This window comes from uncultured Dokdonia sp. (assembly GCF_947496725.1).
Classification (GTDB): domain Bacteria; phylum Bacteroidota; class Bacteroidia; order Flavobacteriales; family Flavobacteriaceae; genus Dokdonia.
In genome coordinates this window covers 91,963-107,443 of record NZ_CANMDS010000005.1, presented here as the reverse complement: position 1 = coordinate 107,443, position 15,481 = coordinate 91,963, and the positions used below count along the sequence as shown (strand labels likewise).

General features: G+C 37.8%; 8 protein-coding genes. 5 read left to right on the top strand and 3 right to left on the bottom strand.

The features are described from left to right. Positions 1-10: 10 nt before the first annotated feature. Positions 11-1,093 carry a diphosphomevalonate decarboxylase gene (locus tag Q0948_RS11730; RefSeq protein ID WP_298352818.1) on the bottom strand — a complete coding sequence of 361 codons (1,083 nt, stop codon included), beginning with the start codon at positions 1,091-1,093 and terminating at the stop codon, positions 11-13. Positions 1,094-1,185: 92 nt separating this feature from the next. On the opposite strand from Q0948_RS11730, the gene Q0948_RS11725 reads away from it, so the two are divergent. Then, a complete protein-coding gene (locus tag Q0948_RS11725) occupies positions 1,186-1,662 on the top strand; it encodes a TspO/MBR family protein (RefSeq protein WP_298352815.1) in 477 nt (158 codons plus the stop codon). On the opposite strand, the gene Q0948_RS11720 is transcribed toward Q0948_RS11725, so the two are convergent. Together Q0948_RS11720 and Q0948_RS11715 are read right to left on the bottom strand one after the other, a co-directional pair. Continuing rightward, on the bottom strand, positions 1,655-2,185 hold the full coding sequence (locus Q0948_RS11720; protein ID WP_298352812.1) for a DUF1697 domain-containing protein: 531 nt from the start codon (positions 2,183-2,185) through the stop codon (positions 1,655-1,657). The genes Q0948_RS11725 and Q0948_RS11720 overlap by 8 nt on opposite strands. Before the next feature lie 11 nt (positions 2,186-2,196). Continuing rightward, positions 2,197-3,432: an NAD(P)/FAD-dependent oxidoreductase gene (locus tag Q0948_RS11715; RefSeq protein ID WP_298353375.1), complete on the bottom strand. Its 1,236-nt coding sequence runs from the start codon at positions 3,430-3,432 to the stop codon at positions 2,197-2,199. Between the two features lie 547 nt (positions 3,433-3,979). On the opposite strand from Q0948_RS11715, the gene Q0948_RS11710 reads away from it, so the two are divergent. The 4 genes from Q0948_RS11710 (at position 3,980) to Q0948_RS11695 (ending at position 15,480) form a co-directional block, all read left to right on the top strand. Then, complete coding sequence (locus Q0948_RS11710) at positions 3,980-7,120, top strand: SusC/RagA family TonB-linked outer membrane protein (RefSeq protein WP_298352809.1); 3,141 nt, start codon at positions 3,980-3,982, stop codon at positions 7,118-7,120. 17 nt (positions 7,121-7,137) lie between these two features. Then, on the top strand, positions 7,138-8,754 hold the full coding sequence (locus Q0948_RS11705; protein ID WP_298352806.1) for a RagB/SusD family nutrient uptake outer membrane protein: 1,617 nt from the start codon (positions 7,138-7,140) through the stop codon (positions 8,752-8,754). Between the two features lie 86 nt (positions 8,755-8,840). Beyond that, positions 8,841-12,134, top strand: a complete 3,294-nt coding sequence (locus Q0948_RS11700) for a VCBS repeat-containing protein (protein WP_298352804.1) — start codon at positions 8,841-8,843, stop codon at positions 12,132-12,134. Beyond that, positions 12,100-15,480, top strand: coding sequence for a VCBS repeat-containing protein (locus tag Q0948_RS11695; protein WP_298352801.1), 3,381 nt, complete (start codon positions 12,100-12,102; stop codon positions 15,478-15,480). The genes Q0948_RS11700 and Q0948_RS11695 overlap by 35 nt, the downstream gene beginning before the upstream one ends. The last annotated feature ends 1 nt before the right edge of the window (position 15,481 follow it).

Sequence of the window (15,481 nt, the reverse complement as noted above, 5' to 3'; positions counted from 1 at the left end):
AATTACAAATTTACAATTTTTTTGCTCCATTACCCACAAAGTCATTGATATAGTGGCCGTTTTGGCAAAATTTTGAAAGTTTAGTAGCTATAAAATCTTGCACACTATGCTTCTCATTTTCGGGATAAAGTACGTGTACGTTTGCGCCAGCATCTAGTGTAAAGCACACCTTTGAGCCCGTTTGTTGTCTATAATCCCATATTTCATTTATAATCTCGAGCGTCTTAGGCTTCATCAATATAAAATAAGGATGGCTGGTCATCATCATTGCGTGTAGCGTGAGTGCTTCACTTTCAACTAGTTTTATAAACGCATCTACATCACCTGCCTCAAAAACACGCATAAGCTCAGATAAGTTATCGTGAGCCTGGGAGAATCTCGCTTTCGCGAAAGCGTGACCGTGCATAAGACCGTGACCTACTGTACTACTTACTTGTTTCTCTCCTTTATCTACAAGTAAGATGGTGTCTTGATAATTTTTAAAATTATCGTGTACATTGCCATTATAACTCGTTCCAAAAATATCGCTACTATTAGATATCTCTTTATGGTTACCCCATACCACTAGAGGACCATCTAGACTTCTACACGCGCTACCAGAACCAAGTCTTGCGAGAAAGCTAGCCTTTTGTAAAAAATAAGCAGGCGTCATATCTGGATTGCTCTGTCGCTCTACCTCCATAAGGCATAAAGCAAGCGCACTCATACCAGAAGCAGAACTTGCAATACCTGAGCTATGTGGGAAAGAGTTTGCCGTGTCTATGACATACGAGTACTCCTTAACAAAAGGTATATACTTCTCTATACGTTCAAAAAACTTTGCGATTTTAGGTTTAAAATCTGGCTCAGACTTGCCGTCTAGCAGTACATCAAACTCAATCTCACCGGTAGCACTAGTAGCCTTTTTATAAGAAAGCGTGGTCGTAGTGTGACAGTTAGAAAGCGTAAAACTTATACTAGGATTTTGTGGTAATTGCTCACCGTGTTTACCCCAGTATTTTACAAGGGCTATATTACTAGGAGACTGGTAAGTGACAGATCCTTGTGTAAGTACTTTATAATTTTCTGAGGGTATAAAATCGCTTTCGGTCATAGGGTGGTTATAGATATATGAGCAAAGATAGCAATATCAACGCTTAGACACCTCTAAGAATATTTACTACCTTTAAGTCCAATCCTTTCCTTATGAACAAAGATTTACTAGTGCGCATTGTGCTAAGCATTATTATTTGCCTACTTGTAGGAACCATAGGTTCTCTAGCTACTCAATCTAGTATTGATAACTGGTATGTAGGCCTTATGAAGCCTAGCTGGAGCCCTCCTAACTGGGTATTTGCTCCCGTGTGGATCACGTTATATATTCTTATGGGGATTGCTGCCGGCATTGTATGGAATCGAGGTTTTTATCACAAATGGGTAAAAACGGCCCTTTATCATTTTGGGTTTCAGCTCATCCTTAATGGAATGTGGAGTATTATATTTTTTGGGTGGCAAGAGCCGTTTCTTGCCTTACTAGCAATTTGCGGACTGTTTATCTTAGTAATATTTACTATAAAATGGTTTAGAGTAGTAGACCGGTGGAGCGCAGCATTACTTATTCCTTACCTACTATGGCTTGCCTTTGCAAGTGCTCTTAATTTTGAAATCTGGCGCCTTAACTAGAAAGCTCTAGCAATTTTACGATAGTTTTATAATTGCGTGTTGTCGCAACCACGTTTAATTTCTTTTCAAAAAAAGTGTTTGTCGCCTTTGCTTTTCCGTATCCTTTCTCTGGATATATGTAAACACAATTTTCAGTAGCTACAAAATGTTCGTTAGGTAACTCTAAGTTATTTACAAGTGTAATACCTTCTGTGCTGGGCACGGTATGCAATAATGTAAAGTAACTTGAGGCTATACATTCTGGTGAGAGCACATAATTCTCATAAACCTGAATGAGCATTGTACGAGTTAAAACAAACACGGGAACCTCAAAACCGTAGGCACTTACAATAGCTTTCTTTATAACAGCTGTTATCTCATCTATACTTGTCTCGTGAGATTTAAATATAATATTTCCACTCTGTATATAAGTCACCACGTCATTATATCCTAGCGAAGTAAAAAGAGTTTTGAGCTCTGCCATCTTGATTTTTTTATGACCTCCTACATTAATCCCGCGCAGTAAACATATATACGTATTCATAAATCTACTCTTTAAGAATCTATAGCCTGAGCAATGAGATAGCCTCCCGTCCAAGCATTTTGAAAGTTAAACCCACCTGTAATTGCATCTATATTAAGCACCTCTCCAGCAAGATAAAGATGATTTACTTTTTTACTCTCAAAGGTTTTAAAGTGTACTTCTTTAAGATTTACACCTCCAGCAGTCACAAACTCCTCCTTAAAGGTGCTCTTACCATCTACCTTGTATCTGGATTGAGTAAGTTCTCTACTAAGAGATTGAAGCTGGCTTTTTGTGAGCTCTGCCCACTTTATAGATGGTTGTATTCCGGCTGCAATGAGTAAACTTTGCCACAGGCGCTTAGGCAAGTCTAACTGCGCGTAGGTGTGAGGCGACTGCTTTGCGTGAGCCATTTTGAGCTCCATAAGCATCTCTAGTGCCTCTTCTTGCGAGTAATGCTGTAGCCAGTTTACCTGTATGTCAAATTTGTAATTGATAGCAGCAAGGTCTCTCGCTCCCCAGGCAGACAGTTTTAATATAGCCGGGCCACTCATCCCCCAGTGTGTAATAAGTAATGGCCCTTCAGACTTTTGTTTTGTGCCAAGTACTTTTATAGTGACATCTTTTGCAACACCCATTAACCCCTCAATACGTTTATCTTTTATATTAAAAGTAAAAAGTGACGGTACCGCATTAGTAATAGTATGACCTAGTTTTTCGAGGAGTTTCCACATTTTAGGGTTGCTACCTGTGGTCATCACTAGCTTATCGCAAGCAAACACCCCCTTACTAGTTTTTACAAAAAAAGTGTTGGTGGTTTGCGCTTTCGCGAAAGCGTCATCAAAACCTACATCTTGCACGGCGTGGTTAGTAAGCACTTCAATGCGATGCTTTTTTGCCAGAGAGATAAAACAATCTACAATAGTGGCCGAAGAATCTGTTACTGGAAACATTCTCCCATCTTCTTCTATCTTGAGTTCTACGCCACGTTCTTCAAACCAGGCTATGGTATCTCCCGTCATAAAGGTATGAAAGGGGCCTAGTAGCTCTTTCTCACCTCGAGGATATTTTTTTGAAAGCTCCTTAGGTATAAATTCTGCGTGGGTGACATTGCAACGACCACCACCAGAAATTTTAACCTTAGTAAGAACATCTTTACCTCGCTCAAGTATGGCAATCTTAAGTTGCGGGTTTTTTTCGGCAAGATTTATAGCTGTAAAAAAACCGGCAGCACCACCACCTACTATGAGTATATCAAATTTAGTCATCTTAACATCTGGAATAATACGAGTCACAAAGATAAGTGTATTAAAAAGCTTAAAGAGCTAAATCTGCAAGGTCTCATTAGAATTATAGTTCCAGCTATTAAGATGCAAAAACATTTAATTCACACTCGTGATCACTTTTAAAATATTTATGAGTCTTCATTACGCTTTCGCGAAAGCGTGTGTTTTCAAAATAAATAATCACTAAAAAGAAAGAAAAAACTACTCGCTATCTATGAGGCAAAACATAAATAAATTAACAGTTCTCTCTGTTACGAAAACATCACGAAAAGATTACTAAAAAGCAAGATTCAAAAAATATCATTCCGCATTTGGAAATTAGACACCTAAAATTATACGAAAACGCTAATTTCAACCATCATTTTTTACCGAATTCCTACAAATGACGGTTTGTTCACACGAAATCGTTTTCGTAACTTTAACGGGCAAAGTATATGGTCTTAACATAAAATTTACATATTTTTAGCTTTTAAAATGAGGTGATTACTCATAAAAAAACTAAGCAAACTAATTTTTAAACAAGATTCTTATGAAGAAAGTAATACTTAAAAGTATGCTCTTGTTTGTTGCAATTCTCTTTGTAGGGATTGCCCAAGCCCAAACTGTAACAGGTACTGTTACTGAAGAAAATGGCCCATTACCGGGAGCAAACGTAATTGTAAAAGGAACCTCAAATGGTGTCACAACCGATTTTGACGGTAACTACAGTCTTAACAATGTTCCTAGTGATGCTACTCTAGTCTTTAGCTACGTAGGTTTTTCTACACAAGAAGTTGCTGTAGGAGGTAGAAGTGTAGTAAATGTTTCTTTAGCATCAGACAACGCACTAGATGAGGTTGTACTTATAGGGTACGGTTCTACTACTATTAAAGATGCTACAGGTTCTGTAGATAATGTAGGTGCAGAAGACTTTAACCAAGGTGTGATACAAACACCAGAACAACTTATACAAGGTAAAACTGCCGGGGTTCAAATTTCAGAGTCTTCTGGAGAGCCTGGAGGTGGTGTTGCTATACGTATACGTGGTAACAACTCTATACGTTCTGGAAACAACCCATTATTTGTAGTAGACGGTGTGCCTCTTGCTGGGGGTGGAGCTCCTGGTGTAAACACTGGAGGTATTGCTCAAGCTAGTGGTGGTAACCCATTAAGCTTTATTAATCCTAATGATATTGAGAGTATCTCTATATTAAAAGATGCATCTGCAACTGCTATTTATGGTTCACGTGGAGCAAACGGGGTTATTATTGTACAAACTAAAGGTGGTAGAGGAGCTTCTAAAGGTGTTTGGGAACTTAACTCATCTGTGAGTTCTTCTAAAGCAGCACAGCGATATGACTTATTAAACAGAGCTGAGTTTCTTGATGCAATTGGTAACATACCAGGAGCAAGCGACCAACTTATAGGTAATGCAGATACAGACTGGCAAGATGTTTACTTACGTAACTCTTTCTCAAGACAGACTGACCTAAGTTATTCTAAGAGCTACAATGGAGGTAATGTACGTGCTTCTTTTGGATATGGAAATAACAATGGTGTTGTAGAAAACTCTTCTATAGAAAGAATATCTGGAAGACTTAACTTTTCTCAAAAGTTTTTTGATGATAAGCTTACAGTAACAGGTACTGGTAGTATCTCTCGTATTAACAGAGAGACTGCACCTTTAAATGGTGGAGCAGGATCAAGAGGAGACCTTATAGGTGCTTCTATATCTGCTAACCCTACGTACCCTACTAATGACGAATTTTTTGAGCAAACGCCTGGTATTTTTAGCCCATTAAACTACTTAAATAGTTTTCAAGGACTTTCTGAGAGTGACCGTATACTTGCAAACTTATCTCTTGATTATGATGTGACAGAAGAGTTAAGCGCTAAGGTAACTGTAGGTTATGATAGAACTGAGGCAAATACAACTGGAGTTATTGCTTCTTCTATTCTAAACACTCAGGGTATTACTGGTATAGGACGTGGAGATTACAACATAAACAATAATGAAAACAAACTTCTTGAAGCAACGCTTAATTACAAGAAAGATTTAGGTAATGTAAAGCTTGACCTTTTAGGAGGATTCTCTTATCAAGAATTCCAGAGAGACGGTATATTCTCTAATGGAGCTGGTTTTAACACTACAAACCTTGCAGATATGAGAGGACAACTTATTGACCAGTACAACATCTTAAACAATGTTGTTCCTGGTAATGCTCAAGTATTTGGATATGGTAACGACGGTAGTTTCTTAACTACACTTCTACCTGAAGTACAAACAGGTCTTACACTTCCTACTGGATTTGCACAAGTTATACCAGCTTACATCGCTGGTCGTTATGACAATGCAGACGAGTTACAATCTTTCTTTGCAAGAGCAAATGTTACTATAAATGAGAAATTCTTATTTACAGGAACTTTTAGAGCAGATGGTTCTTCTACTTTTGGTGAAGATGAGCGTTATGGATACTTCCCTTCTGGAGCATTTGCTTGGAAGCTTGATGAAGAAGATTTTGTAGGCGATAACATATCAACTCTTAAGCTTCGTATTGGAGCTGGTATCGTAGGTTCTCAAGAAGGACTAGGATACGGTCAGTTTACAACTAGAACTCAAGCAAACTTCACAGGAATAGATAACGATCTTAACGTTATTGGCGGTGGAGATAACATACCAGGAACTTCTCCTGTAGGTGATGTTAACCCTGGCTTAAAATGGGAAGAGACTACAGACTTTAACGTAGGTATTGATTTTGGATTTAACGACGATCGTTTTAATGGTTCTTTCAACTTATACCGTAAAGAAACAAATGATCTTTTATTACTTGCTGAGACTGCTGCACCTGCAAACGTTCAAACAGCATTTGGTAACTTAGATGATGGTACGGTAGTTAACCAAGGTATTGAACTTGCACTTAACTATGACTTTATTGATACGGATGATTTTGGTTTCAATGCAGCTTTTAATGTTGCTTATAACAAAAACGAAGTTCAAGATACAAGACGTGTGATCCAAACTGGAGCTATACGTGGTAATGGTCTTACAGGAGCATTTGCTCAACAGCTTGAAGCTGGACAACCATTATTCTCATTCTATATGGCTGAGTTTACAGGATTTGACGCAAATGGAGAGCCTACATATTTAGACGTAAATGGTGATGGTGTAGGAGATCCAGATTCAGATAAATTCTTTGTAGGAGAAAATGCAGTACCTAAGGTAACTTCTGGTTTATCACTTAGCGCTCGTTACAAGAACTTTGACCTTAGCACATATTTTAATGGTCAATTTGGATTCTCAGTATATAACGCAACAGACAATGCATTCTTTACTAAGTCTGCTCTAATTATTGGTAAAAACGTAACTCAAGCAGCTGCAAATAGTTCAGAAAATCCTAACTCTTCGGTAGCAGTTTCTACACGTTTTCTTGAGAAAGGAGATTTTGTAAGATTACAATCTGCATCTTTAGGTTACAACTGGCCATTAAGTGGAGAAGGTATGTTTGACTCTTTACGTTTATCACTTACAGGTCAAAACTTATTCTTAATCACAGGTTACAGCGGTCTTGATCCAGAAATCAGTTCTGACACAGGATCACTTAACGCTTCTGCGATACCAACAGCAGGTATTGACTATGCCCCATACCCAAGAGCTCGTACTTTTACACTTGGTGTAAATGCTAGATTTTAATAAAAAAAAGAAAAATTATGAAACGAAACATTAAACTAAATGCAACCCGCTTCATAGCAGGAGCATTTATGATCGGAGCGATGGTGACGTCGTGTACTGATCTAGAAATCGAAAGCACCGACTCGGTAATTACTGGAGAAACTTTTAACGGAGTACTGGACCCTTCATCTTTTGTAGATAATATGTTCAACTCTCTTAATGGTCAAATAGGTGATCAAGCAAACATCTTTGCACTTCAAGAAGTGACTACAGATGCTGCTCTTATACCTACTAGAGGATCTGACTGGGGAGATAACGGAATCTGGAGACAGTTACACCAGCACAACTGGTTAACAAGTCACCAGTTTATTCAAACTGCTTTCTTACAGTGGAACACAACACACTTTCAAGCAGCACAAGTGCTTTCTGAACTATCAGTAAATGCAACTGCAGAAGATCGTGCAAATGCTCATTTATTAAGAGCATTAGGTATGTGGGTTGTTCTTGATAACTGGGGACAAGTACCTGTACGTGATCCAGAACTTTCATTATTTGAAGATCCTATCGTACTTAGAGGTGCAGAAGCTGTAGATCAGATTGTATCTGACTTAAATGCAGCTATAGATCAACTTCCTGCTGGCGCGCCTATGACTAATAACAATAGACCTAACAAAGCAGCAGCAAGATACTTACTAGCAAAGGTGTTACTTAACAAACACATTTACTTAAGTACAACTCCTGACACTGCCGATATGAACCAAGTGGTATCACTTGTAGATCAGATTAACGGAGAAGGATATGACTTACAAGAAGGTTATTTTGATATCTTCCGTGATTCTGGTGATAATGAAACTATCTGGTTCTTAGGAGCTGGTGTAGGAAACAGAATTTGGAATGGACTTCACTATGCACAAACTAGTGAGCGTGACAACACCGGTGGTGGATGGAACGGTTTTGCTACATTATCGTCTTACTATGACCTTTTTGAAGGAGATTCAGAAATTAACGTAGAAGGTAGTGGTCAAGAAGAGCGTCGTGGTGTAGTTCCTACAGGAGGGATGCCTATCGCAGACTGTGATGGATGTACAGATAACAATGGTGATGGTATTGCAGATGCAACACACATTGGTGTTGGATTCTTAATAGGACAACAATATGCTGCAGATGGATCTGCACTACAGGATAGAGCAGGTGCTCCATTAACTTTTAAAAGAGATTTTAAAGATGGAGACGGTAATGTAAGTCTTATTAATAATGATGAGACTACTGGTATACGTGTACAAAAGTATGCTGCACGTTACGGATCATTTAACGCACACGAAATATTCTTTAGATATGCAGATGCTCACCTTATGAAGGCAGAAGCAATCTTCCGTTCAGGTGGAGACGCTACAACGCTAGTTAATGAGCTTCGTCTACTTAGAGGAGCAACTCCATTAGGATCTGTAGGAGCACAAGAGCTTATAGATGAAAGAGGACGTGAGTTATATGCAGAACTATGGAGACGTAATGACTTAATCCGTTTTGGACAATTTACTGCAGACTGGGAACTTAAAGCTCCAGGAGCGGTAGGAGATGAGACTAAAAACCTCTTCCCTATTCCAGCGAGTCAGGTAATACTAAACCCTAACCTTACCCAAAATCCAGGCTACTAAACTTGGTATAATAATTAGCTTAAAAGAGGGTTAGAGTTTTCTAACCCTCTTTTTATATATTACATTCTCAAAATTCATTTGTTTAAGTGAAAACTTCATTGCCCCTACTCTTACTATTAATGTTTCTTTTCTCGTGCTCACAGCCAGAGAAAAATCACCGCTTTATACATAAAAAAGATACAGGTGTAACCTTTACAAATGAGCTCACAAAATCTGCAGAGCTTAACATACTTAACTACCTCTATTATTATAATGGCGCTGGCGTTGCTACAGGCGATTTTAATAATGATGGACTTGTAGATATTTATTTTGCTTCAAATCTTAATCAAGATCACCTTTATTTAAACTTAGACAACTTAAAGTTTCAAAATATAACCACCACTTCGGGTATAAATAACAACTCTGGATGGACTACAGGCGTGACCACGGTAGATATTAATAATGATGGATATCTAGACATATACGTATCTAAAGTCTCAGGACACTTACATCTCAAAGGGTCAAATTTACTTTACATTAATCAAGGCCTTACAGATGGCATACCAACATTTAAAGAAGAAGCGTCAACCTATCAATTAAATATAGAAGGTCTCAACACACAAACAGCTTTTTTTGATTACGACCTAGATGGTGACCTTGATGCATATATACTATCACACTCACTGTACCCTAACGCATATTTCGGGAGAGGTAGCCAGCGCACAACTAGAGATACAATAAACGGTGATAAATTACTAGAAAATAGGGATGGTGTTTTTTATGACGCTTCCGCGAAAGCGAACATATATTCATCAAAAATAGGTTACGGCCTCGGGATAAACATAAGTGATCTTAACAATGATGGATATCCAGATATGTATATAGGTAATGACTTTTTTGAAGATGATTATTTATACATCAATAATCAAGACGGAACCTTTAATGAAATTAATAATAAAAATGGAGCACTAGGCCACACCTCACATTTTTCTATGGGAAATGACATAGCAGATGTAAATAATGACGGCCTACCTGACATCATATCTGTAGATATGCTCCCTGAAGACCCTTATACCCTAAAAACTTCTGGTGCCGAATATAATTACCCCATATTCTCAAATAATCTAAAACAAGGCTATACACCACAATTTATGCAGAACACCTTGCATATTAATCAGGGTTCTTCCTCTTTTACAGAAAGCGCTTTTTTAAGCAATGTTGCAAGTTCTGAGTGGAGCTGGTCTCCCCTACTTGCAGACTTTAACAATGATGGACACAAAGACCTTTATATTACAAATGGTATTCTAGGTGCAACAAATGATATGGATTTTATTAATTTCATATCAAATGAAAATATACAAAAGCGTCTAGGTAAAAATATGACAGATGGTGAACTTCCCCTTATAGAAGAAATGCCTAGTAAAAAAACGGTGAACTATTTTTTTAAAAACAATGGAAACGGCACTTTTAAAAACACCTCTGCAGACTGGATAAAAAGCAAAAAATCATTCAGCAATGGAAGTACCTATGCAGATCTAGATAATGATGGAGATCTTGACCTAATAGTAAATAATGTAAATGAGGAGGCTTTTATACTCGAAAATAAAACCAACAAAGCAGTCACAAAAGCAAATTATCTTAAAGTAGACCTTGTAGGGCCTAGCAAAAACATACAAGGAATAGGTGCAAAAATACAAGTCTATACAGATGGCAATTCTCAATACTTTGAAAACTATACCACGAGAGGATTTCTATCATCTGTCGTCCCAGAAATTTTAATTGGCCTAGATAGCTCTAAAACAATAGACTCTTTACGTGTTATATGGCCTGATGGCAAAACTGAAAAACAAGAAACAATATCAGCAAATCAAAGGATAACCTTAAACTACACAAACGCTGGTGGCAATTATTATAAGGGATTAATAGCAAAAGTAAAAACGAGACAGTATGTAAATGACACACTGCTATCCTTTAAACATAAAGAAAACCCTACTGTGGAGTTTAGTCGTAATCCATTGGTGCCATATTCTTCTACAAACCTCAGTAAAGCGATATGTAGTGGTGATATAAACAATGATGGCCTACAAGATTTTGTCACCCTTGGTGCAAAATCTCAAGCCACTTCATTACAACTGCAAACCACTTCAGGAAGTTTTACGAAACAAGAACTTCCTAGCAATGATAAGCACGCCATTGCAGAAGATATAGATGCAATCATTTTTGACGCAAATGGTGACCGCTTAAACGATCTTATCATTGTAAGTGGTGGTAATGAAATACAAACAGGTAACGCGTTACAACCTAGACTCTATATCAATACAGCGAGAGGTCTAGAACACAAAAAAGAAGCTTTTAATAATACATTTATTAATGCATCTACTATTAACGCTGTAGATCTAGATCAAGATGGCGACTTAGACATCTCTATAACCAGCGACGTTATCCCTCAGGAGTTTGGCACCACTCCGCTGCAGTATCTTTTTAGTAATGATGGTTCAGGTAACTTCAGTAATATTACAGAAAGTTATAGTCCAGATTTTAAAGACATCGGTAATGTACGTGACATACAGTGGCAAGACATTGATGATAATGGTTATCCAGACGCAGTGGTTTTAGGTCACTGGATGGCTCCCACAATTTTGCTCAATGATGGTAAGAAACTTACAAAGCAAGACAACAACGGCTTAGAAAACACTAATGGATGGTTTAATTCATCACAAGTAGCAGACTTTGACAATGATGGCGATCTTGATATTATAGCTGGCAACTGGGGCCTCAACACACGCCTTAAAGCTTCGGCGGCAGAGCCTGTGCAGTTATATATCCAAGATTTTGATGATAATGGCAAACTTGACCCTATAGTAACCTACTACTATAAAGGTGAAGAAACCACAATTGCTACCAAAGATGAGCTTACAAAACAACTACCACAACTCAACAAGAAATATCTTTCTTATAGCGCTTTCGCGAAAGCGGAATTTAAAGATTTACTGCCCAGCAACAAGCTTGCAACGGCTACAATAAAGCAGGTTACCCAGCTAGCCTCTGTCTATTTTGAAAATAACGGAGATGGCACGTTTACAGAAAAGCAGCTGCCACTACCAGCACAAGTATCTTCTGTGCACGATATACTTGTAGATGATCTAGACAATGATGGTTATAAGGACCTAGTCTTAATAGGAAATGATTATGAAATAAGCACACAACTAGGAAGACTTGATGGTTCAAAAGGCATTGTTCTTTATAATGACAAAAATGGCTTTTTTAACGTGGGTAAAAAGACAAAATTCAATATTTTAGGTGCTTCCAGAAGCATTGACACAGCAACGATATCTGGAAAGAAATATATCATCGTTGGTAGAAATAATGATACTCCATTATTCCTTAGAAAAGAAGATTAAACTTATGAATGTTTTTAAAAAATATAATCTATTTGCGGCTATAGCACTTACTCTGCTCATAAGCTCTTGCGACAAGGAAACCATTACTGAGGAGCACGCTACCGCTCCTACTCTTTTTACTCAAATGTCTCCAGACAGCACCGGTATAGCCTTCATAAATAGTATTAAGAACCAAAAGGATTTTAATATCTTTAAGTATCGCAACTTTTACAATGGAGGAGGTGTGGCAATAGGCGATATTAATAATGATGGACTTGCAGATATTTACTTAACCGCAAATATGGGCAAGAACAAATTATACCTCAATAAAGGTGATTTTAAATTTGAAGATATTTCTAAAACCGCTGGTATTGAGGGTAACAAACCTTGGTCTACAGGAGTTACAATGGCAGATGTAAATGCAGATGGACTTCTAGATATCTATGTAAGCAATGCAGGAAATTTAAAGGAGAATAGCCACGACAACGACTTGTATATTAACAATGGTGACCTCACTTTTACTGAGCGCGCAAAAGAGTATAACCTCGCTACATCCGGGTTTACAACACACGCTACTTTTTTTGATTATGATAAAGATGGAGACCTTGATGCATATATCCTTAATAACAGCAATGTACCTGTAAACAGTCTAGGTAACAAAGGACAACGAGATAAGCGAGCACAAGACTGGGCAAATGTAAATGAAGACATACGTGGTGTGGGAGACCTACTTATGCGTAATGACAATGGCGTTTTTACAGATGTAAGTGAAGAGTCTGGCATATATGGTTCTCTTATAGGTTTTGGACTAGGCGTTGTAGTGACAGATGTTAATCAAGATTTATGGCCAGACATCTATATTTCTAATGACTTTTTTGAACGAGATTATTTATACATCAATAATCAAGACGGAACTTTTACAGAAGAGATTAAAGAGTGGACCTCTCACCTATCTCTCTCTGCGATGGGTATAGACATCTCAGACATAAATAACGATGGGCTTCAAGATATTTTTATTACAGATATGCTTCCAGACGGTGAGGAGCGAGTAAAGTCTGTAATGGAATTTGATGGCTACAACATTTATAAACGTAAACAGCGTGATGACTTTTACCAGCAGTTTATCCAGAATACGCTACAAATAAATAATGGTAACGGTTCTTTTTCGGAAACGGCTTATTACAGTGGTGTAGAGGCATCAGACTGGAGTTGGTCTGGGCTTGTTTTTGATATGGATAATGACGGTTACAGAGACATTTATATTACAAACGGTATTAACCACGACCTCACAGATCTTGATTTTGTAGACTTCTTTGCAAATGAGCTTATACGTAGTAAGGCTAATGGAAAAACACACCCAGTAGACTCTATCATTAATAAAATGCCTGTAAAACCGCTACCTAATTATGCTTATCAAAACCAGAAAGACTTAACATTCACAAACAAGGCACAAGACTGGGGCCTAGGTCTAGAGAGTATGTCTAATGGCGCTGCTTATGGTGACCTAGATAATGATGGTGATCTAGACATTGTGGTGAATAATGTAAATATGGATGCATTTGTTTACAGAAACAACTCCGTAGTAGATGAGTCTCATAATTATATAAAAATAAACTTTGAGGGTAGTGATAAAAATAGATTTGCAGTGGGTACTACTGTACGTCTATATCACGACAATCAATCTATTTTACAAGAACTTGTTCCATCTAGAGGTTTTCAATCTTCTATGGAGTATGGAATGACCATAGGCCTAGGTGCTTCAAAAACCATAGACTCATTGCGTATTATATGGCCTAATGACAAGACACAACTACTCAAAAACATTAATGCGAACCAAACACTTACGGCTAAAATTAGTGAGGCCTCTGAAGTATATAAATACCCAGTCAAAGAGTCTAACACCCTGCTTAGAGAATTAGATAACACACTCCTTACTTCACATCAAGAAAATGAGTACAATGATTTTGACTACGAGGGGCTTATTGCAAAGAAACTCTCACAAGAAGGTCCTGCCCTCGCAGTAGGTGATGTAGATGGAGATGGTAATGAAGATATCTTTATAGGTGGAGCAAAAGACCAAGCTCCTACCCTGTATTTACATAAGGGTAATGGGAAGCTTGTACCTTCTTCTATAAATTTTGATAAGTCAGCAATTTTTGAAGATACTGCGGCCTCTTTTGTAGATGTAACCGGTGATGGCGCCTTAGACCTCATCGTAGCTACTGGAGGAAACCAGATAGATGGCGCTCCATTTTACAGACCACGTTTATACGTAAATAAAGGTGACGGCTCATTTAATCCGGCTCAATTACTACCCGCTGTAAATCAAGGTGCCTCTGTCATCGCTCCTTATGATTATGACCAAGATGGTGATGTAGATTTATTTATAGGTTCTAGAAATACAACAAGCACCTATGGTATTAACCCAAAGCATTTGTTATTACAAAACAATGGTAAAGGTAGCTTTACAAATGTAACGCCTCAACAAGGAGCTGTCCTTAATGATGCTGGTATGGTTACAGATGCTGTATGGACAGATATAGATGGTGACACTATAAAAGAACTAGTGATTACTGCAGAGTGGGATACTGTAAAAGCATACAAACTAGAAAATGGAAAACTTATAAGACACAATTCTGGTCTTGATAAGGCTTACGGCTGGTGGCAAAGTATTGAAAGTGCAGATATAGATAATGATGGTGATCTAGACTTAATACTAGGTAATGAAGGAACAAATATTCATTACAAACCTACTCAAGATGCACCTATGAAGTTATTTATTAATGATTTTGATGCAAATAGTACGATAGAGCAAATTACTACCATAACTCAAAAGGGTAAAGATTACCCGCTACACCAGAAAAAGGAGATAATGGGGCAAATCGTATCATTAAAAAAACAGAATATAAAAGCCTCAGATTATGCAAAAAGATCTATAGATGAGTTATTCTCTGCAGAGGTACTGGCAAACTCTAAAGTAAAGAAAGTTAACACCTCTGAGTCTGCTGTTGCCGTAAATGATGGAAAAGGAAACTTTACACTAAAGGCACTACCTGCTGGCGTACAATTATCTTGTGTGTGCGGCATAAGCTGTACAGATGTAAATAATGATGGACTACTTGATCTTGTTATGGGTGGTAATAACTTTGAGTACAAACCACAGTACTCTCAACTAGATGCAAGTTTTGGGAGTGTATTACTAGGTGATGGCTCTGCAAACTTTGAGTGGCAACCCTATACCAAAAGCGGATTTTATGTGCGCGAAGAGATGAAACACTTACAGACGTTTACAGATGCAGCTGGTAACACATACTTTATAGCCGCGCTTAATGACAGTAAACCTAGAGTTTTTGCGCTTAACAATTAAC